This window comes from Janthinobacterium sp. SUN026, assembly GCF_030397625.1.
Taxonomy (GTDB): Bacteria; Pseudomonadota; Gammaproteobacteria; order Burkholderiales; family Burkholderiaceae_D; genus Janthinobacterium; species Janthinobacterium kumbetense.
In genome coordinates, this window is the sequence record NZ_JAPQNU010000002.1 from 536,669 (window position 1) to 561,953 (window position 25,285).

Sequence of the window (25,285 nt, forward strand, 5' to 3'; positions counted from 1 at the left end):
CGGGTATAGCATCGCCACATGACCTACCACACAGACGCGGCGGCAGTGCACAGGCGATTGATCGAATGGCTGTTTTTGCTCCTCGGGCTGCTGATCGTGGCTGCCGCCCTCGCCTACGCGCACCTGGCCGAAGCGTCGCGGCACGATGCGGCCGAGCGCGAAAGGCTCAGCGTGCTGACGGCGCTGCTGGCAAAAAATATCGAAGTCGACCTGGCGTCGACCAACCTGGTGCTCGACGGCGTGATCCGCGACTATCTTGCCGCCGGCGCCGCGCCCGACGCCGGGCAAGCGCTGCCCCGACGCCTGGCCGCGCTGGTCGACGCCATGCCGGGCGTGCGCACCATGCTGGTCATCGATGCCGGCGGCAAGCCGGTCTCCACCAACATCCCGGAACTGGCCGGCCAGGATTTTTCGCGCCGCGGCTACTTCCAGACGGCGCGCGACGCCCCCGATGCGCGCATGCTGTACATCTCGGCACCTTTCCTGTCCTTCAAGCGGGACCTGGTCATCACGGCGGCGCGCATGGTGCAGGACCGGCAAGGCCGCTTTGCCGGCGTCGTCGTGGCCACCTTCGACCCCGACTATTTCACGGCCAAGTTCCGCACCGCCATGTATGCGCCCGACGTCTGGGCCGTGGTCGTGCATGGCGACGGCCGGCAATTCCTGAACTATCCCCCCAGGAACGCCAATGGCGGCAATGTGGACGCGCCCGGCAGCTTCCTGCGGCGCTTTCGCGACAGCGGCTTTCAGGCGGGCGTGCTGAGCGGCGTCGAGATTGCCGGCGCTGGCGGATCCGCCTCCCCCCGCGTCATGGCGATGGCAACCATCGCCCCCGCCGCGCTGCACATGGACCGCGCCCTGATCATCGGCCTGAGCCGCGAAGAAGCGGCCATCGCCGCCCCGCTGCGGCGCCAGGCGCTGGGCTACGTGCTGGGCTTTGCCATGCTGGCGCTGGCCGCGGCCAGCCTGCTGTTCTGGAGCCAGCGGCGGCGCCGGCAGCAGGCGGCCTGGCAGGTGAAACAGGAAAGGGAGCGCCAGGCCATGCAAGCCGTGTCCGACAGCGAAACGCGCTTTCGCACCCTGATCGAAGATGCGCCCGTGGCGATCGCCATCCTGCGCCATGGACGCTTCGTGTATTCCAATCCGCGCTACCGCCACCTGCATGGCTATGCGCCCGAGGATGACCTGAGCGGCCTGGCCTGGCGCACCATGCTCACGGCCGACTCGCAAGTGGCGCTGGCAAGCAACGAGACGCTGATCGAGGCCGATTCGGCCAGCGAACAGGTGTTTGAAGCCGTTGGCCTCGACAAGCAGGGCCGGCCCGTGCCCACCCTCAAGACCAGCACGCGCGTGATGCTCAAGGATGGGCCGGCCACCTTGATCTTTGCCCAGGATATTTCCGCGCAAAAGCAGGCCGAGGCGGCCATGCTGCTGGCCCGCGACGGGGCCGAAGCGGCCAACCGCAGCAAGGCGGAATTCCTCGCCAACATGAGCCATGAAATCCGCTCGCCGCTGAACGCCATCCTCGGCATGGCCTGGCTGCTGGAAAGGGGCCGCCTGGATGAAGATGGACTATTGATGACGCGCAAGATCCGCGCCGCCGGCCAATCCCTGCTGGGCATCATCAACGACGTGCTGGACGTCTCGAAAATCGAGGCCGGCCACATGCGCATCGAGCAGGCGCCGTTCCGCCTGGCCGAGGTGATCGAAAAGATTGCCGCCAGCATGGGCGTTGCCGCGCACGACAAGCCGATTGAGGTGCGGATCGGGCCGTTGCCCGACGGTATCAACCACATGCTGGGCGACGCGCTGCGGCTGGAGCAAGTGCTGGTCAACCTGGGCAGCAATGCCATCAAGTTCACGCCGCAGGGCACGGTCGAGCTGCTGACCACGCTGGACAGCCGCGACGGCGACGCCGCCGTGCTGCGCTTTTGCGTGCGCGATACGGGCATCGGCATCGCCCCCGAGGTGCAGGAAGCGATTTTTTCCGCCTTCGCCCAGGCCGACAGTTCCACCACGCGCCGCTTCGGCGGCACGGGATTGGGCTTGACCATCTGCCGCCAGCTGGTCCGCCTGATGGGCGGCACCCTGCAGCTGAAAAGCGGCCTGGGCCAGGGCAGCGAATTCAGTTTCACGGTGCCGGTGCAATTAATGCCCGCCGGTGCCCTGTCCTCGCCCGACATGCAGGGCCTGCATGTCTTGCTGGCCGACGACAACGCCGGCACGCGCGAGGCGGTGGACGCCGTGGCGCGCGGCCTGGGCTGGAGCGTGCATGCCGTCTCCGGCGGCCAGGCGGCACTCGATTATGCGCTGGCCTGCGCCGAGGGCGAGCGGCCCGGCGTCGTGGTGCTGGCCGCGCGCATGCCGGACCTGGACGGCGAAGCGACGGCGCGCGCGCTGCGCGAATACTTGCCGCCGCAGGACTGCCCCGTCGTCATCCTGGCCGCCAGCGGCGCGCCGGCAATGGCGCCGGCACGCCGGCGCACCGACCCGGTCTATGCCGCCGATGCCATCCTCAACGAGCCGGTGACCGCTTCCAGCCTGTACAACGCGGTGATGGCTGCGCGCCAGCAGCGCGCCAGGGACGCCGGCATGGACGCCAGTCTGGTTCCGCTGGAAGAACGCCAGCTGGCCGGCGTGCGCGTGCTGGTGGTCGACGACAGCGAAATCAACCGCGACGTGGTCAGGCATATCCTGTGCGACCAGGGCGCCGTGCCCTCGTTCGCCTGCGACGGCCAGCAGGCGCTGGACTGGCTGCTGGCCCACCCCGCCGACGTCGACATCGTGCTGATGGATGTGCAGATGCCCGTCATGGATGGCTTGCAGGCGACGCGCGCGCTGCGCCAGTTGCCGCAGTTCCAGGACTTGCCCGTGGTGGCGCTGACGGCCGGCGCCTTCCAGACGCAGCGCACGGCGGCACTGGAAGCGGGCGTGAACCATTTCATCAGCAAACCGTTCGACGTGCCGCAGACCATCGCCCTGGTCGCGCGCGCGCACCGGCGTCATGCGCAAGGGCTGCCTGCCCTGCCGCCTGCCATGGTTAAAATGGCAATGATCGAGCCGCCGGCCGGCGCGGCGCCCGCGATCGACCTGGCGCAAGGGATGGCGCAGTGGCTCGATGAAGCGCCCTACCGCCAGCACCTGTTGCGTTTTAGCAACGCCTACGGCGACACGGTCGGCGCCATGCGGGCGCTGCTGGCGACCGATGCGCGCGGCGACGCGGCCGCGCTGGCGCACAAGCTGGCCGGCGAGGCGGGCAGCCTGGCCCTGCCCGCCACCCTGCATGCGGCCCGGCATGCCGAACAGCTGCTGCACGCCGGCGACGATGCGGCCGCCGCGCTCGACACACTGGAGCAGGCGCTGGCGCACGCCTTCGAGGCTGTCGCCGCCTTTACGGCACGGACGCCGCCGCCCGACCAGGCGGCCGTACCAAAAACGCAACATGGCCGGGCATGCCAATGATAAACTTGCCAATATGAAATTTTGGGAGACGCCATGATCTGGTGCAGGGATTTGCTGCTGAGAGCCTTGATGCTGGGGCTGCTGCTATTCGTCGTGGGCGAATCGCTGTCCTACTGGACGCCGGAAATCAGGAAACTGCTGGCCTGGCGCCCTTTCTGACGCTTAGCCTTCGCGGCCATCCACCCTGGCGCGCCACAGGTACGGCGCATAAACGCACGCATACAGGCAAAAGGCCAGCGACCAGCAGGCGCCCGCTGCCAGCAGCAGCGGCATGGCCAGCGTTGCGGGACCGACCGCGGCCAGCAGGCGCGCCAGCGCGCCCAGCTGCATCAGCCAGTACATCGCCGCTTCCGCCCTGCCGCCTTTCAACGGCCGCCCCGTGTGGCCCAGGGTGGTGCGCGTCATCATGCCGATGATCAGGCCCGCCATCGAGCCCACCGTCAGCGCGTGAAACGCGGCGCTGGCCGGCAGCAGGCCCAGGCTGGCGGCCGCCAGCAGCGCAAAGCCGATGCCTATCCACGCATACGACAGGTGCAGTATCCACAGCAGCGGCACGCCCAGGGTGCGCTGCGGCTGCCAGGCCAGCAGGTTGGCCAGCGAGACGCCGGCAGCGCAGAAAGCCAGCGGCGCCGTCAGCCAGGCCGGCGCGCCGGCCAGCCACGCGATCGCGGCCGCCGCCATGCAGGCCACGGCGATCAAGGCCCGCTGCGGGCTGTCCACCGGCGTGCTGCCAGGCGCCCCATTGCGGGTAAACATGGGAATCACGCGCGCGCCGATCACCGATTCGATCAGCACGATGATGAAGATGGCCGCCTGCACGGGCAGGAACAGCGGCAGCGGCAGCCAGCCCAGTACGGCCGCGTGGAACAGGCCATTGGCCAGCGCCAGCAAGGCCAGCAGACCGACGAGGAACAGGTTGCGCGTATTGCCCGAGCGGCGCAGCACCCGATACAGGGGCCAGGCGGCCAGCGGCAGGAACAGCCAGTCGACCAGCGCCGCCAGCAGGCTTGGCCCGCACAGCATGGCCACGCGCCCCGCCAGCCACAGCGCCGCCAGCGCCATCAGCGGCGCGCCGTGCGGCGTGGGCAAGCCCGTCCAGTTGCGTCCCGCCGTGTACAGGAAACCCACGACGACGGCCAGCGCGAAGCCGAACACCATTTCATGCATATGCCAGCCCAGCCCCACGTGCAAGCCGCCCGCCAGCACGCCGAAGTAGCTGGCCAGCCACAGGGGAATGCTGATGGCCGCAAACACGGCCGCCAGCAGGTAAAACGGGCGGAAACCCAGTTGCCAGACGGCGTGGGCGGCATGCCAGGGCGCCGCGCCGGGGGCGGAGGGAGAAGGAGATGGTTCGCTGATCGGGGTGATGGCCATGATGGGCTCGCATTTAAAGATATATTCAATATACTACTTTAAAAGCGCAGCTGCCGCCATCGGCAAAAGGATTAGACGGCTAGCCCGCAAGGACTAGCCGCCGGCGCAGGCTACTTGCCCTGGCGGTGCTCGACCGCGTACACGGCCGCCTGCACGCGGCTGGTGAGGTTGAGTTTTTTCAGCACGTTCTGCACGTGGATCTTGACCGTGCTTTCGGCCAGGTCCAGCGTGCGGGCGATGCCCTTGTTGCTCTCGCCGCGCGACAGGCAGTCGATGATTTCCTTTTCGCGCGGCGTGAGCTTGTCGAGTTCCGACACGGGCTCCTCGCGCCGCGTGCCCGCCTGCAGTTGCGCCACCAGCTTGCCCGTCATGGCTTCGGCGATGACGACTTCGCCGGCAGCGGCGCGGCGGATGGCGCGCACCAGGTAATCGGCGTCGATATTCTTGATCAGGTAGCCGCAGGCACCCGCGCGCAAGGCCGTCGCCAGGTCTTCCGCATCTTCGGACACGGTCAGCATGACGATGGCCGTGTCCGGGCAATCGTGCTGCATCAGCTGCAGCGCTTCCACGCCGGACATGCCGGCCATGTTCAGGTCCAGCAGCACCACGTCGGGCTGCAGCTGGATGGCGCGCTTGATGCCTTCCACGCCATCGGCCGCCTCGCCCACGACGGAAAAGTCCGTATGCCGCTGCAGCAGCGAGCGTATGCCGCTGCGGAACAGCGCGTGGTCGTCCACCAGCATGACGGTGATCGGTTTATCGGGTGTCTCCATTTTTTTGTACTTTCAGGTGGTTACTTAGGCGGCGCGACGCTGTTCGCGCGACAAATGCAGTTCGACGGTGGTGCCGCCGCCAGGACAGGCGTGCACGTCGAACGTGGCCTCGATGCGCTGCGCGCGCTCGCGCATGATGTGGATACCGACATGGCTGTCGCCCTTTTCCAGCACGGCGCAAGCGTCGAAGCCGACGCCATTGTCGCTGATCGTCAAGGTAAAGTCCTGGTGGTCGGCGAGGCGCACCTCGACGTGGCTGGCCTGGGCGTGCTTGCGGATGTTCGACAGCGCTTCCTGCACGATGAATAATAACTGCAATTGCTGCTCGCGGGGGAATGGCGCGCCGTCGACATCGGCCAGCAGCTCGGCGTCGATGCCCGTCTGGCGGCGGAATTTGTCCACCGCGGCGCGCAGGGAGCCGATCAGGTCATCTTCCATCAGGCGGCTGCGGAAATTGGCCAGCAGTTCGCGCACGTCCTCGTAGCTCTCCTTCACGCCCGCATGCAGGGCCGGCACGATGCCCGCCACCTCGTCGAAACGGGCGTTGCGCACGGAGTCGTCGAGCATCTGCACTTGCAGGTTGAGGAAATTGAGGCTTTGCGCGATGCTGTCGTGCAGCCCCTGCGCCACCAGGTTGCGCTCTTCGGAAATGGCCATTTCGCGTTCGCGCGCAGCCAGGCGCAGGTTTTCCAGCGCGATGCCCAGCAACTGGCCCAGCGTTTCCAGCAAGGCCAGCTCGCGTGCGGAAAACACGCGCGCATGGCGAAAATGCAGGTTGAAGAAGCCCAGGTGCTGTTCATGCGCGTGGATATGGAAAACGGAGACGGTGGCGAAGCCCTCGCGGTGGCAGCGCAGCTCGTGCGCCTTGTCGATGCGGCGCATGTCGTGCACCTTCGCCACCTTCATCTCGACGGCCGTGCCGCACAGGCAGTCGCCCACCTTCAGGCAATGCTCGGACGCCACCAGTTCTTCGGACAGGCCGTGGTGCACCACCATGTGCAGATTGCCCCGCTCGGCGTCGAGCACGCGCACGGTGGAGCCGTCGGCCTCGAAATAGTCGACGATGCGCTGCATGAAGCCGCCGCAGATGTCTTCCAGCGGCTGCGGGCGCTGCAGGAAGGCGGCGCTTTCGTACAACAGCGCCAGTTCGCGGTTGCGGTATTCCAGCGTGGCCGTCTTGCTGCGCACACCCTCTTCCAGGTTGCCGTACAGCGCCTGCAAGCGGTCGGCCATCTGGTTGAAGCCACTGGCCAGCTGGCCGAATTCGTCATTGCTTTCGACGGCCAGGCGCACGCTGAAATCGCGTTCCTTCATGCGCTGCATGCCCAGCCGCAGGCGCGTGACCGGTTCGATGATCAGCATGAACATCAGGTAAATCATGCTGACCGTGCCGATGACGGCCATGCCGACCAGGATCAGCTGCGAGGCGCGCAGCCAGAAGGTGCGCTGTTCGCTATCGTGTTCGATCAGGCGCACCAGCTGGTCGACCTGGCCCACGAAGGTGTCGGCGTCATGCTCGAACTGGCGCGCGCGTGCGCTGGAGTCGGCGGCCAGGGCGGCCGGACGCAAGGCGCCGCGCCAGGCGGTGCCGATGCGCTCGAATTCGGATTTGATGGCGCTGCTGGGCGGCAGGAACAAGGGGCGCTGCGGGTCACCATGGCCGATCTTGGCCAGGGTCTCGTCGATCAGCAGCACTTGCTGGCGCGCCTGCTCGCCCGCGTCGCTGGCCAGCAAAAGGGTCAGGCGGTAGGTCTGCATGCGCAGCCGGCCCGTCTCGTTGATGGCGGCCGAACTGCCTTCGAGCTGCCACGACAGGAACAGGGTGCAGCCGATGGCACTCAGGGCCAGCACCAGCATGAGCAGCAGCGCGCCGACGATTTTGGTCGACAGCTTCTGCCAGGAGGAAAACATCGCTTTAAATTTCATACACCCTTTACTTGGCACCGCCCCGTTCAGCCTCCGGTTTGGGCCATAAAACGGATAATCTTGTCCGGCTGCGTATTGAAATCGTGCTGCTGCGGCTTGAGCTCGATGGCGGCGCGGATCGCCGCTTCGATCTCCGCATCCGTGGCCCCGCCGCGCAGCATGGGGCCAAGGGCGAATTTTTCTTCCTGGCCCAGGCACAGGTACAGGGTACCATCGACGGACAGGCGCACGCGGTTGCAGGTGGCGCAAAAATGCTGCGACATGGGCGTGATGAAGCCGATGCTCGAGCGCCCATCGCGAGTAGCCATGTAGCGCGCCGGCCCGCCACCGAGCTCCATCGCCTGCGGCACCAGGCCAAAGCGGGCCGCCAGGCGCTCGCGCACGGGACCGAGCGGCATGTAGCGGGCATTGCGGCCCGTGCTGCCCATCGGCATGGCTTCGATCAGGCGCAGGATGAACTGCTGCTCGATGCAGAAGGCCGCCATGGCCTCGATCTGGCTGTCATTAACGCCGCGCATGGCCACCATATTGATCTTGATCGGATCGAAACCGGCCCCCTTGCCCGCCATCAGGCCATCGAGAATCGGCTGCAGGCTGTCGCGCCCCGTGATCTGCTGCATGCAGGCGCGGTCCAGCGAATCGAGACTGACATTGATGCGGTCCACGCCGGCCGCACGCAGGGCCACGGCATGCTTGCCCAGCTGCGTGGCATTGGTCGACAGCGACAAATCCTGCAAGCCGGGCAGCGCGGACAGCCGCTGCGCCAGCTCCGGCAGGTTGCGCCGCAACAGGGGCTCGCCGCCCGTCAGGCGCACACGGCGCGTGCCGAGGCGAACGAAAATACCCAGCAGGCGCTCGATCTCGTCGAACGTCAGCCAGTCCTTCGGCTCTTCGAAACCGCGAAAGCCCTTGGGCATGCAATAACTGCAGCGCAAATCGCAGCGGTCGGTGATGGACAGCCGCACATAATCGATCGAACGGCCAAAACGGTCCTGCAACTTGACGCTACCCATGACGCTACTCCTGTTTCTTCCTTGATTGTAAAGGCTGGGGCACGATCTGGCTGTGCCCCAGAAGGCCTAGCGGCCTACGCCTTCCGGTCTATTGCACTAACGGACTGGCTGTGCCTTCCAGTTCGACGCCGGCGATCTCCGCGCGCCCCACCAGCAAGTGCAGATACTGGTGCACGGCGCGCTGCCACGCGGCCCGCGACAGGCGGTCGGCGATCTGCGCCTGCACCGCCTCGTAGGCGATGGCCTGGCCTTCGACCCGGCGCAGCACCTGCACGATGTGGTAGCCGAAGCGCGTTTCCAGCAAATGGCCGGCCAGCGCGCCCTCTTCCAGGCGGAACAGCAGCGCGTCGAACTCCGGCACGCTCTGGCCCGGCGACAGCTGGCCCAGGTTACCGCCCAGGGCGCCCGAGGGGCAGTTCGAATACTGCGCCGCCAGTTCGCCGAAGCGCTCGGGCGCCAGCTTCAGGGCGTCGAGCACGGCTTGCGCCGTGGCCCGCAGCAGTTCCAAAGGCGCCTCCGGCGTCACCTGGAACAGGATGTGGCGCGCCTCGACCAGCGCGCCGCTACTGAACAGCTGCGGACGCTGCGCATAAAAGGTGCGGCAAGCCGCATCATCGACGGGCGGCACGCGCACTTCCTGCGCGAACAGCGCTTCGATGCGGTCGTCAAGGCTGCCGCCCTGCACGCCGAGGCGTTCGGCCTCGTCTTGCAGCAGCCGGCGCAGCACCAGTTCATGCACGGCCTGTTTCAGCGGATTGCCGGCGCCGTCGTGATGCGGCAATTCCTGCGCGATGTCGGCATCGTCGATATCGATGCCATTGACGGAAATTCCCATGATGTAGCTCCTTTCTTAGCGGCGGCGCACCAACTGATAGGCGCGGCCCAGGTATCCGATGGCGCCAAAGCCGCTCCACACGTGCACCAGGCGGGTGAACGGGAAGATGACGAACAGCGACATGCCCATGAACAGGTGCAGCTTGAACACCAGCGGCGCATCGACGATGAAGCTGGCCGCGTCGCCGCGGAAAGTCACGATGTGCTGCGCCCAGTTCATCAGCAAGACCATCATGTGGCCATCCATGTGCGAAGCGGAGACGAAGATCGACGACAGTCCCAGCAGCAAGGTCAGCAGGATCCACACCATCACCAGCTTGTCGCCGGCCGTGGTGACGGCGCGCAAGCGCTCATTGGAAAAACGGCGCACCAGCAAGATCAGGATGCCGGCCAGGCACAGGCCGCCCATCACGCCGCCGGCCGCCATGGCCACGCCCTGCTTCAGGCCATGCGACACGCCCAGCGTGTCCCACACCCAGACGGGGGTGAGCAAGCCAGCCGCATGGCCGAACAGCAGGCCGATGATGCCGATGTGGAACAGAATATTGCCCAGGCGCAGGCTGCCGCGGTGCAGCAGCTGGCTGGAATCGGACTTCCACGTGTATTGCTCGCGGTCGAAACGGATCAGGCTACCCAGGAAAAAGATGGCCAGCGCGATGTATGGATAAATGCCATACACAAATTGATGCAAATAATTACTCATGATGTACTCTCCTCATGCGGACGCGATTCAAGCTGCGCGCCGCGGCTGCGGGTGAAAATGCACGGGATGGACGCCGCCCGGCGCTTGGCGCAGCAACGGCTCGACGCCGTCCGCACCGGGACCGAAGGTTTCCAGCGCTTCATCCATGTCGCGCACCGGCGGTTCGGCCAGCATTTCTGCCGCCACGGGGCTCAGGCGTTCTAGCAAGGTGAAGATGGGCGCATACGGGCTGCCGTTGGCCGTCAGCTTGCGGCCGATGTGCGCCAGCACGTGGACGGCGTCGCCCAGCAGCGGCGCCGAAGCTGCCTCGTCGAGCTGTGCCAGGAACTCCAGGAACAGGGGCACGAAGTCGGGCAAGTCGTCACCCACCATCTGCAGGCCGTGGCGCTTGTATTCCTCCATCAGGTCGACCATGGCCTGGCCCCGGTCGCGCGATTCACCGTGGATATGCTCGAACAGGTGCAGCGAGTGCGACGGATTGCGGTCGAACGTGGCCACGTACTGCTGCTGCAGGTCGATCAGGCTGCTGCTTTCCAGGTGCGCCAGCAAGGGCCGCAGCAGCGCGTGCTGTTCCGGCACGGCCGCCAGCGCGGCGTCCAGTTGCGGCAGGTGCGCGATCAGCTCGGGCTCGGGATACAGCAGCAGGCGAGAAAGGACTTGGTAGTGATGCATAGCGTGTTCCATATGAACTCCTTAAGCGCCGGGCGCCGTTTTGCGCGACTTCGGCATCTGCATGAAGATGGCCGAACCGTGCTTTTTCTTGCCGAACAAGGTCGGTTCGCTGGTGCCGTCCGAGCAGCCGTTGCCGAAGCTGAAACCGCACGAACCCTTCTCGTTGAAGCTGTCCTCGGCCATTTCCTTGTGGCTGCTGGGGATGACGAAGCGGTCTTCGTAATTGGCTATGGCCATGATGTGGTACATGTCCTCCACCTGCGCCTTGGTCAAGCCCACCTGTTTCAGAACCGTGAGGTTCTCCACCTTCTCGACGGTCTTGCTGCGCATGTAGGCACGCATGGCCAGCATGCGGTCCAGCGCCGAGACGATGGGCGGCTGGTCGCCGGCCGTCAGCAGATTGGCCAGGTACTGCACGGGAATGCGCAGGCTTTGCGTATCCGGCAACATGCCGTTCACGCCCAGCTTGCCCGATTCGGCGGCCGCCTGGATCGGCGACAGCGGCGGCACGTACCACACCATCGGCAAGGTGCGGTATTCCGGATGCAGCGGGAACGCCACTTTCCACTCGACGGCCATCTTGTAGACGGGCGACTTGACGGCAGCTTCCAGCCACAGGTCGGGGATGCCCTGGCGGCGCGCCTCGGCGATGATGACCGGGTCGTGCGGATCGAGGAACAGGTCGAGCTGCGCCTGGTACAGGTCCTGCTCCTGCGGCACGGACGCGGCAGCCTCGATCTTGTCGGCGTCATACAGCAGCACGCCCAGGTAGCGGATGCGGCCCACGCACGTTTCCGAGCACACGGTCGGCTGGCCCGCTTCGATGCGGGGGAAGCAGAAGGTGCACTTCTCCGCCTTGCCGGAGGACCAATTGTAGTAAATCTTCTTGTACGGGCAACCGGAGATGCACATGCGCCAGCCGCGACACTTGTCCTGGTCGATCAGCACGATGCCGTCGTCTTCGCGCTTGTACACGGAGCCGGACGGGCAAGACGCCACGCACGTCGGGTTCAGGCAATGCTCGCACAGGCGCGGCAAGTACATCATGAAGGTGTTTTCGAACGTGCCGTACATCTCCTTCTGCATGTTGTCGAACAGTTTATCTTTGCTGCGCTGGGCGAATTCGCCGCCCAGGTCATCTTCCCAATTCGGGCCCCACTCGATTTTCTCCATTTTTTTCCCCGTCAGCACGGAGATGGGACGGGCCGTCGGCGGCGTCTGCGACAGCGGTGCGCTTTGCAGGTGCTCGTAGTCGTAGGTGAACGGCTCGTAGTACTCGTCGATGGCGGGCAGGTTCGGGTTGGCGAAGATATTCGCCAGGATTTTCAGACGGCTGCCCTGGCGCGGCTCGATCTTGCCCGCGTCCGTGCGACGCCAGCCGCCATTCCACTTGTCCTGGTTTTCCCACTGCTTCGGATAGCCGATGCCTGGCTTGGTTTCCACGTTGTTGAACCATGCGTACTCGACGCCGTCACGGCTGGTCCACACATTCTTGCAGGTGACGGAACAGGTGTGGCAGCCAATGCACTTGTCCAGGTTCAGCACCATGCCGATTTGCGCTCTGATTTTCATACTATGCTCCTTCTTCCTGCAACGGGCCTTCGAGCCAGTCGACCTTGTTCATCTTGCGCACCAATACGAATTCATCGCGGTTGGAGCCCACCGTGCCGTAGTAATTGAAACCGTACGCCAGTTGTGCGTAGCCGCCGATCATGTGCGTCGGTTTGGGCACGGCGCGCGTCACCGAGTTATGGATGCCGCCCCGCTTGCCCGTCATCTCCGCGCCAGGCACGTTGATGATCTTTTCCTGGGCGTGGTACATCATCGTCATGCCGGCCGGGATGCGCTGGCTGACGATGGCGCGCGCCGTCAGGCTGCCATTCACGTTGAAGACTTCGATCCAGTCGTTGTCGACGATGCCGGCCGTCTGCGCATCGGTTTCCGACAGCCACACGTGCGGTCCGCCGCGCGACAGGGTCAGCATGCGCAGGTTGTCCGAATACGTGGAGTGGATGCCCCACTTCTGGTGCGGCGTCAAAAAGTTCAGCGCCAGTTCCTTGTTGCCGTTCGGCTTGGTGCCCAGCAGCGCTTCCGTCGTCTTCGTGTTGATGGCCGGCTTGTACACGCACAGCCCCTCGCCAAAATCGCGCATCCACAGGTGATCCTGGTAGAACTGCTGGCGGCCCGTCAGGGTGCGCCATGGGATCAGTTCATGCACGTTGGTATAGCCGGCCGTGTAGCTGACTTCTTCGCTTTCCAGGCCCGACCAGGTGGGCGAGGAAATGATCTTGCGCGGCTGCGCCTGCACATCGCGGAAGCGGATGCTGTCATGCTCGCGCGGCAGCGCCAGGTGGGTATGCTCGCGTCCCGTGATGGCGGACAGCGCGGCCCAGGCTTTCACGGCCACGTGGCCATTCGTTTCCGGCGCCAGCGACAGAATCATTTCGGCCGCATCGATGGCCGTATCGAGGCGCGGCTGGCCCTTCGACACACCCTCGTCGAGCACCGTGCGGTTCACGCCGCGCAGGACCTCGACTTCATGCCCCGTTTTCCAGGAGATGCCCTTGCCTCCGTTGCCGATGGTTTCCAGCAGCGGGCCGATCGAGGTGAATTTCTTGTAGACGTCGCGGTAATTGCGCTCGACCACCGTCATGTTCGGCATGGTCTTGCCGGGAATGGCGTCGCATTCGCCCGCGCGCCAATCCTTGGGATCGAATGGCTGGCCAAGTTCACCAGGGGTATCGTGCATCAGCGGCGTCAAAATGATGTCTTGCTGGGTGCCCAGCAGCTCACCGCCGATTTCCGAGAATTTCTCGGCGATGCCCTTGTAGATTTCCCAGTCCGACTTCGATTGCCACAAGGGTTGCACGGCTTCCGACAAGGGGTGGATGAACGGATGCATGTCCGACGTGTTCAAGTCGTCTTTTTCATACCAGGTGGCCGTCGGCAGCACCACGTCGCCATACAGACACGTGGTCGACATGCGGAAGTCCAGCACCACCAGCAGATCGAGCTTGCCTTCGGCGGCCGGGCGCACCTTCACCTGTTTCGGCGTGATGCAGTCGTCTTCGTCGCTGAGCAAGCCGTTCTGCGTGCCGAGCAGGTATTTCAGGAAGTACTCGTGGCCCTTGCCCGAGCTGCCGAGGATGTTCGAGCGCCAGACGAACATATTGCGCGGGAAGTTGGCCGGATTGTCCGGGTCATCGCACGAAAACTGCAGCTGGCCCGCCTTGATCTGGTCGAGCGCATACGCGGCCGGCGCCTGCCCTGCCGCCTTCGCGGCCTTGGCCACTTCCAGCGGATTGGTTTGCAGCTGCGGCGCCGATGGCAGCCAGCCCATGCGCTCGGCCTTGGCGTTGTAGTCGAGCAGGGTCAGGTCGCCCGTGCCGCCGGCCGCCGATGGCGAGGCGATGTCGCCCGTTTCCAGCTTTTCGTGGCGCCATTGGCTCGTGTGGGCATAGAAGAACGAGGTGCCGTTCATCTGGCGCATTGGGCGCACCCAGTCCTGGGCAAAGGCCAAAGGCGTCCAGCCCGTTTGCGGACGCAGTTTTTCCTGGCCCACGTAATGGGCCCAGCCGCCGCCCGACTGGCCGATACAGCCGCACATCATCAGCATGTTGATGATGCCGCGATAGGTCATGTCCATGTGGTACCAGTGATTCAGGCCGGCGCCCACGATGACCATGCTCTTGCCGCGCGTCTGGTCCGCGTTTTCCGCGAACTGGCGCGCCACCGTGATGACGTCGGCGCGCTTCACGCCCGTGTGCTTCTCCTGCCATGCGGGAGTGTACGGCACGTCGTCGTCATAGCTTTCGGCCACGTTTTCGCCGCCCAGGCCACGGTCGATGCCGTAGTTGGCCAGGGTCAGGTCAAACACGGTGGTCACCAGGCCCGTGCTGCCGTCGGCCAGGCGGATGGTTTTCACCGGCACCTTGCGCAGCAGCATGTCGGACGCATCCTTGCCGCCGAAGTAGGCGAAACCCACTTCCGTGACGGCGTCGCTGTCGTTGATCATGGAGAGCATCGGCACGATGGGCGCGCCGCTGCCGCCCGCCTTCTGTTCCAGGTTCCACTTGCCCGATTCGCCCCAGCGGAAGCCGATGGAGCCGGCCGGCGCGGTGATCGCACCCGTGGTTTCATCGATGACGAGGGTTTTCCATTCCGGATTGTTGGTTTCGTCGAGGTTGTTGTCCAGGTGCGAAGCGCGCAGGAAGTAGTCGGGCACCAGGGTGCCGTTATGCTCCTTGAGCAGCACCAGCATCGGGAAGTCCGTGTACTGGCGCGCATAGTCGCGGAAGTAGGCGCTCTGCCCTTCCGAATGGAATTCCTTGATGATGACGTGGCCCATGGCCAGCGCCAGCGCGGCATCCGTGCCCTGCTTCGGCGCCAGCCAGATGTCGCCGAACTTCACCATTTCGCCATAGTCGGGCGAGATGGCCACGGTTTTCGTGCCCTTGTAGCGCACTTCCGTGTAGAAGTGGGCGTCCGGCGTGCGCGTCATCGGCACGTTCGAACCCCACACCATCAGATAGGTCGAGTTGTACCAGTCGGCAGATTCCGGCACGTCCGTCTGTTCGCCCCACACTTGCGGACTGGCCGGCGGCAAGTCGCAGTACCAGTCATAAAAGCTCAGGGCCACGCCGCCGATCAGCGACAGGTAGCGCGTGCCGGAGGCATAGCTGACCATGGACATGGCGGGAATCGGCGAAAAGCCGACGACGCGGTCAGGCCCGTATTTCTTGATCGTCAGCGCATTCGCGGCGGCGATGATTTCATTCGATTCGTCCCACGTGGCGCGCACGAAACCGCCCAGGCCGCGGATGGATTTGTACTGCTGCGAGCGCACGGGGTCCTGGCTGATCCAGTCCCAGGCCGTGACGGGGTCCATGGTCTTGCGCGCTTCGCGCCACATTTCCATCAGGCGGCCGCGCACCATCGGGTATTTCACGCGCTGCGCCGAATACACGTACCAGGAATAGCTGGCGCCGCGCGGGCAGCCGCGCGGTTCGTGGTTGGGCAGGTCGGGCCGCGTGCGCGGGTAATCGGTTTGCTGGGTTTCCCAGGTGATCAGGCCATTCTTGACATACACCTTCCAGCTGCACGAGCCGGTACAGTTCACGCCATGCGTGGAGCGCACGATCTTGTCGTGCTGCCAGCGCTGGCGGTAGGCGTTTTCCCAGGTACGGTCTTCATCGACCACGGTGCCATGGCCGTTTGAAAACGGCTCGGCGGGCTTGCTAAAAAATTTCAGGCGGTCCAGAAAGTGACTCATGCTACCTCCACATTGCGCCGCAGGCAGCGGCGCCAGGTCTTAAAAAACGCTGCAAGCAGGATGGCTCAAGCGTCGATACAAACAGTCTATCGATGTGCCCTGCCCGGCGGTATTGGCAAGAAGTCGGTTTCCGGCACCAGGAATGCATAGGCGCGTAGTCACCCGGATAGTCACTATTGCCTATGGGCGGCAAGGCGGCGCTGCGGTATACCTGTCGTCATCGTTCAACACAGAGAAAGAGCACCATGTCGATTACCGATTACGCCAGCCTGCTGCGCAGCGCCCGCAACCAGGAACAGCCGCAACGCCTGCTGTTCACCTTTACCCAGGCGCAGGCCCAGCCTGGCGGCCAGGGCAAGTCCCTCACGCCCGTGATGTGCGCCGACAAGCTGCCCGAGGAACTGGACAGCTTTGAAACATTGAAGGAAGAGTCGAAACAGATGCAGACGCACTGGGACGTGGTCTTCGTGGCGGGGCTGGCGGGCCAGGACGGCCAGCCGCCGGCGGCGCAGGAATGCGAAGCGCCCCTGCGCGCCATGGTGACGGCCATCGAGCAAGGCCGCATCGACAGCCTGCTGGCGTTTGACCGCAGCGGGGATTTGTTACGTTTTAGCTGAATCCAGCCAAGGGCGCTCGTGCAAATGCCGCGCGCGCGCTATCGGACACACCAGCGGCAAAAACTGCTGCTGGCGCGCCGAATACGCCATCAGCGCCCCGCTGTCGATATCGAAATACCATCCATGCAATTTCAATAACCCCTGCTCCACCCGCCGTTTCAGCCATGGATAGGTGAGCAGGTTGTCCAGCGACTGCAGGATGCTGGCCAGTTCGCACGCATGGTGTTGTTCTGCCGACGAACGATGCGCCAGCTCGCGCCGCACGCGCTGCGCCACCGGTTCGGCGATGCGCATCCACTGTCCCACGAAGTCCGTTTCCTGCCCTTCCTCGCGCGGCTGCGGTTCCAGCAGCGCGCGGATGCCGCCGCAGCGCGCATGCCCGAGCACGATGACCCTGGCCACTTCCAGCTTGCAGACGGCAAACTCGATGGCCGAACTGACGCCGGGCGGCGCGTCGGGCGTGCACGGCGGCACTAGGTTGGCGATATTGCGCACGACGAACATGTCGCCCGGATCGCTGCCCGTCAGCAGCATGGGATCGACGCGCGAATCGCAGCAGCCGATCAGCAAGGTGGAGGGCCGCTGCCCGTCGCGCAGGCTGTCGTACAAGGTTTGCGGCTCGCTGAAATACTGCTGCTGAAACAGGCTGAAGCCGTTGACGAATTTTTCCAGTTCTTCCATGACATACTTTCATTTCCTCAACGTCTGGCAAGAACGACTTGCCAGACGTTCTAACTAGCAAGGCATCGGTGCGTTCTTGCGGGCATAGCACCACCAGGTAATGGCGATGCAGCTGACATAAAAGCCGATGAAGCACCACAGGGCCGCGTCGGGGCTGCCCGTCAGCGAAATCGAGGTGCCATAGCTTTTCGGGATGAAGAAGGCGCCATACGCGGCCACGGCCGAGGTGAAACCCAGGACGGCAGCGCCTTCCTTGTTGGCGTCGACGATGGCTTGCTCCTGCTCCGCCTTGCCCTTGCCGGCGGCCGCGCGCTGGTGTTCCGTCAAGAAGATCACGGGGATCATGCGGAAGGTCGACGCATTGCCGATACCGGTGCCGGCGAACAGCAGCATGAACATCCAGAAGAAACCGGTGAAGCTTCCACCCACGCCGGCTTGCGGCATGAAGTACAGCACGCCCAGCACGGCGCCGATCATCAGCAGGAACGACCATAACGTGACGCGGGCGCCGCCCAATTTATCGGAAATCACGCCACCGGCCACGCGCGCCAGCGCACCGACCAGAGGGCCGAGGAAGGCGTAATCGAGCGGGTTCACGTCGGGGAACTGGATCTTGATCAGCAGCGGAAAGGCGGCCGAATAACCGATGAAGGAGCCGAAGGTACCCGTGTACAGCCAGCACATAAGCCAGTTGTGCTTGCGCTTGAAGATCACGGCCTGTTCGGAAAACGAGGCCTTCGCCGACGCCAGGTCATTCATGCCGAACCAGGCCAGCAAGGTACTCAAGGCGATGAACGGCACCCAGATGAAGCCCGCGTTTTGCAGCCACATGTCCTTGCTCACGCCATTCTTGACCCAGGTGAGCGAATCGCCGCCCCAGGCACCGAAGACGGCGAAGGTGATCACCAGCGGCACGACGAACTGCACCACCGACACGCCAAGGTTGCCCAGGCCCGCATTCATGCCCAGCGCGAAGCCCTTGCTCGCCTTCGGGTAGAAAAAGCTGATGTTGGCCATCGACGAGGCGAAATTGCCGCCGCCGAAGCCGCACAGCAGGGCCAGGATCAGCATGGTCGGATAGCCCGTGTTCACATCCTGCACGGCCAGGCCGATGCCGATGGCGGGAATCAGCAGGGACCCGGTGGAAATGGCCGTCCAGCGGCGCCCGCCGAAGATCGGCACCATGAACGAATAAAAGATGCGCAAGGTGGCGCCGGACAGGCCCGGCAAGGCCGTCAGCCAGAACAGCTGGTTGTTACTGTAGGTGAAGCCGATGTTGGGCAGGTTGACCACCACCACGCTCCACACCATCCACACGGCGAACGCCAGCAGCAGCGCGGGAATCGAGATCCACAGATTGCGCGCGGCCGTGGCCTTGCCCGTGTTTTGCCAGAAGCTCGGGGTTTCCGGCTCCCAGGTGTTAATCATATAGCGGCTCATGCTTTTGCTCCTGCAGGTTGAGGGATAGGTGCCGCGCGCAGCGGCTTGAACGAGAAATACATCCAGACGAGGGAAACGCAGACGGTGCCGTACAAGAGCATGAAGGAGCTCGAACGCACGCCGGTGAAGTCCACCAGGGCGCCGAACATCACGGGCAGGATGAAGCCGCCCAAGCCGCCGGCCAGACCGACCACGCCCGAGACGGCGCCGATATTATCGGAAAAATCATCGCCGATGAACTTGAAGACGGATGCCTTGCCCACGGCCATGGCGATGCCGACGATGAACAGCAGCACGGTGAACCACAGCGGCGACAGGCCGATATGGAAGGCCAGCGGACCCGTGACGGTTTCCACCACCATCTGCGTTTGCGGATACGACAGCAGGAAGAAGCACACCCAGCACACCCACATCACGGCCCAGGTGACTTTCGCCGCACCGTATTTGTCGGAGATCCAGCCGCCAAACGCGCGCAGCACGCCACCCGGCAGCGAGAAGCAGGCGGCCAGCAGCGCCGCGTGCTTCAGGTCGAAGCCGTATTCGGCCACGTAGTACTTCGTCATCCACAGCGCCAGCGCCACGTAGCCGCCGAACACCACCGAGTAGTACTGGCAGTAGCGCCACACGCGGGGATCCTTCAGCACCTTCATCTGCGCCGAAAAACTTTCGCCCGACGGCGCCAGATGCGATTTGTCCGAGTACGAAAACAACCAGAAGATGATGGCAGTGGCCAGCATGGCCACCGCATACACCTTGGGCAGCATTTGCCAGCCGAAAGCGGCGACGATGCCGGGCGCGACGAACTTGGTCAGCGCGGAACCGGAGTTACCAGCGCCGAAGATGCCCATCGCCAGGCCGCGGCGCTCCTTTTCATACCAGCGCGCCACGTAGGGCGTACCGACGGAAAACGAACCGCCCGCCAGGCCCACGAACATGCCCAGCACGAGGAAATGCCAGTAGGCAGTGGCGTAGGAGATCAGGTAGATCGGCACCACGCTGGCCAGCATCAGCCAGAAGAAGACGCGGCGTCCGCCGTATTTGTCCGTCCAGATGCCCAGGGGCACGCGCACGAGGGAACCCGTCAGCACGGGCATGGCGGCCAGCAGGCCGAATTGTGTTTCAGTCAATCCCAGGCTGGTCTTGATGGGAATGCCCAGTACGGCAAACATCATCCAGACTGCAAAGCAGATGGTAAATGCGAAGGTACTGCTGACCAACACGGAAAACTGCTTGCGCCGCATGCCGGGTTCGACTGCCTTGTTACTACTGTTGTTCTTAGTGCCATCTAGGGTAGCCACGATGTTTCTCCATGAATGCACTGGCCGTCTGGCCAGCCGTCCCGACCAGCTTACGTGACAGAGGGGAAAGGCACTATCGGCCACAGGGTGATTCTGGAAAGGCAATCTGGATAGCCGTATCGGCAAAAGTGACTAGATGGCGCGGCGTGGACCTAGCCTGGATGGCGGGTGTTTTACAAGCGGAGGGATTTTTGGCACACTCGGCGCCTGGAGAAAAAGGAGCGGCATGCAGAACAGGCACGAAACAGACCCCATCATCACCCGCGTGGCCCAGGCTGGCGATGTGGCAGCCATGCTGGCCTGCGATGCGTACGCGCAGGCGCACGCCAGCCGGGGCGATGCCGTACGCGCCGCCGTCTGCCAGGGACACTGTCTGGTGGCCATCCGGGCTGGCCAGGTGGCCGGCTATGCCCTCCTGCACGGCGACTTCTTTGGCTACGGCTTCGTCTCGCTGGTGGTGGTCGCCCCCGGGCAGCAGCGGCGCGGCGTGGGCTTGCGCCTGCTGGCTGCCGCCGAAGCCGCGTGCCAGACAGCCAAGCTGTTCACCTCGACGAACGAGAGCAACCTGGCCGCGCAACGGCTGTTCGCCAGCGCCGGCTTCGTGCGCAGCGGCCAGATCGAGCATCTCGACGAGAACGATCCTGAACTCGTGTTTGTCAAATTCCTGCGCTAGGGCCGCCTTATCCCGACGGCGTATGGCGCGGCGGGCCAAAGGCGGCTATGCTGGCGCCATCGTCAATCAACGCCCACCACCACATCACGCATGGATTATCTGAGCCTCAAGCATTTCCACATGGGTTGCGCCGCCGCCAGCGGCTTTCTTTTCCTGCTCCGCGGCGCGTGGATGCTGCGCGCCTCGCCCGCCTTGCAGCAGCGCTGGGTAAAAATCCTGCCGCACCTGGTCGATACGGCCTTGCTGGCCAGCGCCATCGCGCTGGCCGTGTGGAGCGGCCAGTCGCCGGGCAGCCAGCCGTGGCTGGCCGCCAAGCTGTGCGCGCTGGTGGCTTACATCGTGCTGGGCACCATCGCGCTAAAACGCGGCAAGACGCCAGTTGTGCGCGGCGCCGCCTTCGCGCTCGCCGCGCTGGTATTCGCCTACATCATCGCCGTGGCCGTGACCAAACAGGCCTGGCCACTCTGATATATCAGAAGAGGTAGCGCAGCGTGACGCTGGCGTTGCGCGGCGCACCCCAGTAACCCTGGTTGTACATGCCAAGCTGGCTGTAGTAACGCTTGTCGAACAGGTTGTTGACGTTCGCCTGCAGGGACAACTGGCGCGACAGCGCGTACTTCGCCATCAGGCTGGCCACGGCGTAACCACCCTGCTCCACGCGCTCCGTGCCCTTTGGCCCGGTGGCGTCGCGGTAGGCGCCGCTCTGCCAGTTCACGCCGCCGCCCACCGACAAGGCGCGCCAGTCGCCGGGCATCTGCCAAGTGGAAAACACGCGCGCCAGCGTCTGCGGCACATAGCTGTTCAGGCGCGCGCCGGTATTGTCCTTGGCCGCCGCATGCGACACGCTGGCCGACACATTCCAGCCCTTGGCCAGTTCACCCGACAGATCGAGCTCCACGCCCTTGCTGGTGGTGCCGGCAGCCGCGTAATACGCCTGCGTCAGCGAATTGCCGACAAAATGGCCCGTATCTTCCTGCGCCAGGCCATCTTGCGCGATGCGGAACACGGCCAGCGCCGCGTTCAATCGGCCGCCGAAATACTCGCCCTTCACGCCCGCTTCCACATTCTTGCCCTGCACGGGATCGAGGTAGCGGCCGAGCCGGTCCTGATAGCCCTGCGGCTTGAAGATTTTGCTGTAGCTGGTGTACAGCGCATGCTGCGCGTCGATATCCCACACCAGGCCCGCATACGGCGTGACGGCATGCTTGGCATAGGCGTAACTGCCGCCCCAGTCGTCGACGTGGTCCGCCTTGTAGCGGCTGTAGCGCGCGCCGACGATCAGTTTCAAGGGATCTGCCAGCGAAAAGCGCGCCGTGCCGTAGATGCCGCGCTGCTGCACCGTGTCGAGCAGCTGCCAGCGCGAGAAATTCGCGTCGTTCCAGTCCGGCTCCGGCGTCACGCCCTGCCATTGATGGAAATTGCCATAGTCGACGCTGCCACCCGAGATGCCCGGGTTGCTGGAGAACTGGTTGCTGCCGGAGACGCCGAACGCCAGGTCGTGCGTGCGCCCCAGCAGCTGCACCGGCCCCTGCACATAGGCGTCGACGCTGTCCTGGCGCCGCGTGCCCGAGTAAAACCCGGCGTAGCCCGTCACGCCCTGGCCCGTGGCCTTGTCCGGCCAGGTATTGGCGAAAAGCTCGGCCGCCGAATAATTGCCCCAGCCGTGATTCAGCATGGCCGTCAGGTTCCAGCCCTTGCCCAGGTCCTGCTCCAGGCGCAGAAAAGCCGTCTGGCTGGTGCTGAACCAGCGGCTCCAGGTGGTTGCCGTGGTGGCGGAACGGGGCAAGGTGGCCCTTTCGCCATCCGCATACCACAGCGGCAAGCCGCCATACATGCCGCCGCGCGGGCGATTATCCTGGTACTCATAGCCGGCAATCAGCACGCTGCCGGGCGCCAGGTCCGCTTCCACGGTGGCATACGCCATGGCCTTCTTGGCGTGATACAGGCTCACATACGATTCGCTGTCCTGGTAGCTGGCCACGACACGCCCGCGCACCTTGCCATCCGTGGTGAGCGGCGTGGAGACGTCCGCGCTGGCGCGCGCATTGTGCCAGGAACCCAGGCTCAGGGCTGCATTCCCGGCCATCTGCCGGGATGACGCGCGCTTGCGCACCAGGTTGATGGTGGCCGACGGCTCGCCCGCGCCCGTCAGCAGGCCCGTGGCGCCGCGCACGATCTCGACCCTGTCGTAGGCCGTCATGTCCAGGGTGCTGTCGCCCACGCTGAACGCATTGTCGACCGTGGTGGGAATGCCGTCGTACTGATAGCTGGCGATGGAAAAGCCGCGCGCGAAAAACGAGGTGCGGTCGCTGTCGTAGCGGTTGATGGCCACGCCGGCCGCGTTTTGCAGCACCTCTTCCACCGTTTGCAGGTTCTGGTCATCCATCTGCTGGCGCGTGACCACGCTGACGGCTTGCGGCGTCTCGCGCACGGACAGGCCCAGGCGCGTGGCCGAGCGCATGGTCTGCGTCGTATAGGAACCGCTGCCTTCCGTCGCGCCGTTCGCATCAAAGCTGGCGCTGACCTTCATCTCGGGCATGGTCTGGCCGCCATCGGCCGCCGCCACGTCGAGCACATAACCGCCGTTCGCCTGCGGCACGGCGCGCAAGCCCGAGCCGGCGACGATGGCGCCCAGCGCTTGCGGCACGCTGTAGCTGCCCGCCAGGCCGGCGCTGCGCTTGCCCGCCACGGCGGCGGCCTGGTAGGAAATCATGGTGCCCGTCTCCTGGCCGAAGCGCACCAGCACCTGTTCCAGGGTGCCGGCGGGTATCGCCAGCTCGACGCGCGCCGCATTGGCTGCCTGAGCGAGGGGTGCGGCGGCCGAGGCGCCGCCGGCGGCGAGCAGCCACAGGGCCTGGCTGACGGCCAGCGCCGCCACGCTGCGGCGGCATGTGCTGGAAATGGAAGTGGCGTAAATAGGTGTTGTGCTGGGCATGCGGACTGTTTTCCTGAAAGTGAATGAAGGGTTCACTCGCTATGTCACGCGAAAATCGAAAACCCCTCACTTTTTCGGAAAATAATCATGGATGCTTCCGATGCGGCACCACGCTCACCCAGAAGCGCGTGCTCTGGCGCACCTCGACGGGCAAGGTGCGCGTCAGCATGTCGAGCACTTGCGTCGTGTCGGCCGGCGGATAGATGCCCGACACGCGCAGGTGGGCGATGGCCGGATCGCAGGCCAGGCGCCCTTGGCGATAGCGGGCCAGCTCGCCGATAAAATCGGCCAGCGGCATGTCGTGCGCCACCAGCATGCCGGCCGTCCACGCATCCGCACCGGCAGGCAAGGTTTGCACGCTACCGACCTGCGCCGCCGTGAAGCTGGCTTGCTGGCCGGCCTGCAGCCTGCGCGCGGCGGCGGGCGCCTGTTCCGGCAGAATATCGACGGCGCCCGCGAACACGCCCAGGTGCGTGCGTCCCCGTTCCGCGCGCACGGCAAAACGCGTGCCCACGGGCTGCAAGCGGCCTTGCGCCGTGCGCACGAAAAAGGGACGGCCAGCCGCATCGCGCGCCGTACTGACCATGATCTCGCCTTTTAACAAGGTCACCAGGCGCTGGCCCGCATCGTAGCGCACGTCGATGCTGGACGCCGTGTTGAGCGCGATGCGCGTGCCGTCTGCCAGCACGAGGTGGCGCAGCTCGCCCGTGCCGGTGCGGTAATCGGCCAGCCAGAAGGCCGCCTGTTCATCGCCGCCCGCCAGCCAGGCGCCGCCGCCCACGGCCAGCAGCGCCAGCAGCTTGAGCGACTGCCGGCGCGCCGCGTTGGCCTGCGCATGCGCGGGCTTGCGCGCCAGGGTGCCGTGCGCCAGCGGCGCCGGCAAGGCACGCATGCGCGCCATGCAGCCTTCCACGTGCTGCCAGGCTTGCTCATTTTCCGGGTCGCTGCCGCGCCAGGCGCGCCAGGCTTGCTCCACTTCAGGCGTGGCGTCGCCGGCCTGCAGGCGCACCAGCCACTCGACAGCCTGCAAGCTGGCCGCTTCCGGCGTCAGAGCGCCCATCACGGTGCCGACGGCGAAAAGAAGCACTGGTGCATGGCTTTGACCAGGTGGCGCTGCACGGTGGCCAGCGAGATGTTCAGTTCCAGCGCGATGGCCGCCTGCGGCATGCCGTCGAGCTGCGACAGCAGAAAAGCGCGGCGCACGGCGGGCGCCAGGCCATCGAGGCGGCGGTCGATGTCGAACAGGGCTTCAAGCAGGATCGCCTGCGCCTCGGGATCGGGCGCGCACTGCGCGGGCAGGTTGGCCAGGGTTTCCAGGTAGGCCGCTTCCAGGTCGCGACGGCGGTACAGATTGCCCAGCACGCCCTTGGCCACGGTGGTGAGGAAGGCGCGCGGCTCGCGGGCGGCGATGACCTCGTCACGGTTCAGCAGGCGCATGAAGGTGTCGTGCGCCACGTCGGCCGCGTCAAACGCGTTGCCCAGCTTGTGCCGCAGCCAGCCTTGCAGCCAGCGGTGGTGATCGTGGTACAGGCTGCCCACCTCCTGGTGAACGCCGGGTTGGGCTGCCGACACGTCGCATGCTCCCTGGGTCGCAAATAATAATGATTCGCAT

The 25,285-nt window shown here is 65.0% G+C and carries 20 protein-coding genes; 5 read left to right on the plus strand and 15 right to left on the minus strand.

The annotated features are described in order from the left end of the window. Positions 1 to 18: 18 nt before the first annotated feature. Together OX459_RS12150 and OX459_RS12155 are read left to right on the plus strand one after the other, a co-directional pair. Positions 19 to 3,462, plus strand: a complete 3,444-nt coding sequence (locus OX459_RS12150; RefSeq protein WP_289905212.1) for a response regulator — start codon at positions 19 to 21, stop codon at positions 3,460 to 3,462. Positions 3,463 to 3,495: 33 nt separating this feature from the next. Beyond that, positions 3,496 to 3,621 carry a hypothetical protein gene (locus tag OX459_RS12155; RefSeq protein WP_257218626.1) on the plus strand — a complete coding sequence of 42 codons (126 nt, stop codon included), beginning with the start codon at positions 3,496 to 3,498 and terminating at the stop codon, positions 3,619 to 3,621. A gap of 3 nt (positions 3,622 to 3,624) precedes the next feature. On the opposite strand, the gene OX459_RS12160 is transcribed toward OX459_RS12155, so the two are convergent. The 9 genes from OX459_RS12160 to OX459_RS12200 all read right to left on the minus strand — a co-directional run bounded on the left by OX459_RS12160 (position 3,625) and on the right by OX459_RS12200 (position 16,029). Next, positions 3,625 to 4,836 (minus strand): NnrS family protein, encoded by a 1,212-nt coding sequence (locus OX459_RS12160; RefSeq protein ID WP_289905213.1) that lies wholly within the window; start codon positions 4,834 to 4,836, stop codon positions 3,625 to 3,627. A 110-nt stretch (positions 4,837 to 4,946) separates the two neighbouring features. Then, entirely contained in the window at positions 4,947 to 5,609 is a 663-nt protein-coding gene (locus OX459_RS12165; RefSeq protein WP_034781594.1) for a response regulator, read from the minus strand. 24 nt (positions 5,610 to 5,633) lie between these two features. Continuing rightward, positions 5,634 to 7,535, minus strand: coding sequence for a type IV pili methyl-accepting chemotaxis transducer N-terminal domain-containing protein (locus OX459_RS12170; RefSeq protein WP_289905214.1), 1,902 nt, complete (start codon positions 7,533 to 7,535; stop codon positions 5,634 to 5,636). 26 nt (positions 7,536 to 7,561) lie between these two features. Next, positions 7,562 to 8,548 carry a GTP 3',8-cyclase MoaA gene (gene moaA, locus OX459_RS12175; RefSeq protein ID WP_289905215.1) on the minus strand — a complete coding sequence of 329 codons (987 nt, stop codon included), beginning with the start codon at positions 8,546 to 8,548 and terminating at the stop codon, positions 7,562 to 7,564. 88 nt (positions 8,549 to 8,636) lie between these two features. Then, a complete protein-coding gene (locus tag OX459_RS12180) occupies positions 8,637 to 9,383 on the minus strand; it encodes a peptidylprolyl isomerase (protein ID WP_289905216.1) in 747 nt (248 codons plus the stop codon). 15 nt (positions 9,384 to 9,398) lie between these two features. Beyond that, positions 9,399 to 10,085, minus strand: a complete 687-nt coding sequence (narI, locus tag OX459_RS12185) for a respiratory nitrate reductase subunit gamma (RefSeq protein WP_289905217.1) — start codon at positions 10,083 to 10,085, stop codon at positions 9,399 to 9,401. A 27-nt stretch (positions 10,086 to 10,112) separates the two neighbouring features. Then, complete coding sequence (gene narJ, locus OX459_RS12190) at positions 10,113 to 10,769, minus strand: nitrate reductase molybdenum cofactor assembly chaperone (protein WP_289905218.1); 657 nt, start codon at positions 10,767 to 10,769, stop codon at positions 10,113 to 10,115. Between the two features lie 9 nt (positions 10,770 to 10,778). Next, complete coding sequence (gene narH / locus OX459_RS12195) at positions 10,779 to 12,329, minus strand: nitrate reductase subunit beta (RefSeq protein ID WP_289905219.1); 1,551 nt, start codon at positions 12,327 to 12,329, stop codon at positions 10,779 to 10,781. Position 12,330: 1 nt separating this feature from the next. Continuing rightward, positions 12,331 to 16,029: a nitrate reductase subunit alpha gene (locus OX459_RS12200; RefSeq protein ID WP_289905220.1), complete on the minus strand. Its 3,699-nt coding sequence runs from the start codon at positions 16,027 to 16,029 to the stop codon at positions 12,331 to 12,333. A gap of 245 nt (positions 16,030 to 16,274) precedes the next feature. Between OX459_RS12200 and OX459_RS12205 the strand changes: the two genes are divergently transcribed. Further along, the gene (locus OX459_RS12205) at positions 16,275 to 16,646 is read left to right on the plus strand and encodes a ribonucleotide reductase subunit alpha (RefSeq protein WP_099393481.1); all 372 of its coding nucleotides are present in this window, start codon (positions 16,275 to 16,277) and stop codon (positions 16,644 to 16,646) included. Here OX459_RS12205 and OX459_RS12210 read toward each other — a convergent pair. Genes OX459_RS12210 through OX459_RS12220 form a run of 3 tightly spaced genes read right to left on the minus strand, consistent with a single transcriptional unit; the run spans position 16,632 to position 20,008 of the window. Next, positions 16,632 to 17,327 carry a carbonic anhydrase gene (locus OX459_RS12210; RefSeq protein ID WP_289905221.1) on the minus strand — a complete coding sequence of 232 codons (696 nt, stop codon included), beginning with the start codon at positions 17,325 to 17,327 and terminating at the stop codon, positions 16,632 to 16,634. The two genes, OX459_RS12205 and OX459_RS12210, sit on opposite strands and share 15 nt — an antisense overlap. Positions 17,328 to 17,381: 54 nt before the next feature. After that, positions 17,382 to 18,767: a NarK family nitrate/nitrite MFS transporter gene (locus OX459_RS12215; RefSeq protein ID WP_251348993.1), complete on the minus strand. Its 1,386-nt coding sequence runs from the start codon at positions 18,765 to 18,767 to the stop codon at positions 17,382 to 17,384. Next, positions 18,764 to 20,008 (minus strand): nitrate/nitrite transporter, encoded by a 1,245-nt coding sequence (locus OX459_RS12220; RefSeq protein WP_289905590.1) that lies wholly within the window; start codon positions 20,006 to 20,008, stop codon positions 18,764 to 18,766. The genes OX459_RS12215 and OX459_RS12220 overlap by 4 nt, the downstream gene beginning before the upstream one ends. Before the next feature lie 283 nt (positions 20,009 to 20,291). On the opposite strand from OX459_RS12220, the gene OX459_RS12225 reads away from it, so the two are divergent. Both OX459_RS12225 and OX459_RS12230 read left to right on the plus strand, forming a co-directional pair. After that, a complete protein-coding gene (locus OX459_RS12225; RefSeq protein ID WP_289905222.1) occupies positions 20,292 to 20,738 on the plus strand; it encodes a GNAT family N-acetyltransferase in 447 nt (148 codons plus the stop codon). 90 nt (positions 20,739 to 20,828) lie between these two features. Further along, positions 20,829 to 21,206 carry a SirB2 family protein gene (locus OX459_RS12230; protein ID WP_289905223.1) on the plus strand — a complete coding sequence of 126 codons (378 nt, stop codon included), beginning with the start codon at positions 20,829 to 20,831 and terminating at the stop codon, positions 21,204 to 21,206. A 4-nt stretch (positions 21,207 to 21,210) separates the two neighbouring features. Here the strand turns inward: OX459_RS12230 and OX459_RS12235 are convergent, their stop codons facing one another. The 3 genes from OX459_RS12235 to OX459_RS12245 all read right to left on the minus strand — a co-directional run bounded on the left by OX459_RS12235 (position 21,211) and on the right by OX459_RS12245 (position 25,245). Continuing rightward, on the minus strand, positions 21,211 to 23,673 hold the full coding sequence (locus tag OX459_RS12235; protein WP_289905224.1) for a TonB-dependent receptor: 2,463 nt from the start codon (positions 23,671 to 23,673) through the stop codon (positions 21,211 to 21,213). Positions 23,674 to 23,758: 85 nt separating this feature from the next. After that, the gene (locus tag OX459_RS12240) at positions 23,759 to 24,733 is read right to left on the minus strand and encodes a FecR domain-containing protein (protein WP_289905225.1); all 975 of its coding nucleotides are present in this window, start codon (positions 24,731 to 24,733) and stop codon (positions 23,759 to 23,761) included. Further along, positions 24,733 to 25,245, minus strand: coding sequence for a sigma-70 family RNA polymerase sigma factor (locus OX459_RS12245; RefSeq protein ID WP_251348999.1), 513 nt, complete (start codon positions 25,243 to 25,245; stop codon positions 24,733 to 24,735). Before OX459_RS12245 ends, OX459_RS12240 begins: the two co-directional genes overlap by 1 nt. Between the last annotated feature and the right edge of the window lie 40 nt (positions 25,246 to 25,285).

Coding starts and splice junctions, on each gene's coding strand:
- OX459_RS12220 (WP_289905590.1), bottom strand. CDS start 20,008: ATGCGGCGCAAGCAGTTTTCCGTGTTGGTCAGCAGTACCTTCGCATTT.
- OX459_RS12200 (WP_289905220.1), bottom strand. CDS start 16,029: ATGAGTCACTTTCTGGACCGCCTGAAATTTTTTAGCAAGCCCGCCGAG.
- OX459_RS12230 (WP_289905223.1), top strand. CDS start 20,829: ATGGATTATCTGAGCCTCAAGCATTTCCACATGGGTTGCGCCGCCGCC.
- OX459_RS12225 (WP_289905222.1), top strand. CDS start 20,292: ATGCAGAACAGGCACGAAACAGACCCCATCATCACCCGCGTGGCCCAG.
- OX459_RS12170 (WP_289905214.1), bottom strand. CDS start 7,535: ATGAAATTTAAAGCGATGTTTTCCTCCTGGCAGAAGCTGTCGACCAAA.
- OX459_RS12160 (WP_289905213.1), bottom strand. CDS start 4,836: ATGGCCATCACCCCGATCAGCGAACCATCTCCTTCTCCCTCCGCCCCC.
- OX459_RS12165 (WP_034781594.1), bottom strand. CDS start 5,609: ATGGAGACACCCGATAAACCGATCACCGTCATGCTGGTGGACGACCAC.
- OX459_RS12205 (WP_099393481.1), top strand. CDS start 16,275: ATGTCGATTACCGATTACGCCAGCCTGCTGCGCAGCGCCCGCAACCAG.
- OX459_RS12235 (WP_289905224.1), bottom strand. CDS start 23,673: ATGCCCAGCACAACACCTATTTACGCCACTTCCATTTCCAGCACATGC.
- OX459_RS12240 (WP_289905225.1), bottom strand. CDS start 24,733: ATGGGCGCTCTGACGCCGGAAGCGGCCAGCTTGCAGGCTGTCGAGTGG.
- OX459_RS12210 (WP_289905221.1), bottom strand. CDS start 17,327: ATGGAAGAACTGGAAAAATTCGTCAACGGCTTCAGCCTGTTTCAGCAG.
- narJ (WP_289905218.1), bottom strand. CDS start 10,769: ATGGAACACGCTATGCATCACTACCAAGTCCTTTCTCGCCTGCTGCTG.
- narH (WP_289905219.1), bottom strand. CDS start 12,329: ATGAAAATCAGAGCGCAAATCGGCATGGTGCTGAACCTGGACAAGTGC.
- OX459_RS12150 (WP_289905212.1), top strand. CDS start 19: ATGACCTACCACACAGACGCGGCGGCAGTGCACAGGCGATTGATCGAA.
- OX459_RS12155 (WP_257218626.1), top strand. CDS start 3,496: ATGATCTGGTGCAGGGATTTGCTGCTGAGAGCCTTGATGCTGGGGCTG.
- narI (WP_289905217.1), bottom strand. CDS start 10,085: ATGAGTAATTATTTGCATCAATTTGTGTATGGCATTTATCCATACATC.
- OX459_RS12180 (WP_289905216.1), bottom strand. CDS start 9,383: ATGGGAATTTCCGTCAATGGCATCGATATCGACGATGCCGACATCGCG.
- moaA (WP_289905215.1), bottom strand. CDS start 8,548: ATGGGTAGCGTCAAGTTGCAGGACCGTTTTGGCCGTTCGATCGATTAT.
- OX459_RS12215 (WP_251348993.1), bottom strand. CDS start 18,767: ATGAGCCGCTATATGATTAACACCTGGGAGCCGGAAACCCCGAGCTTC.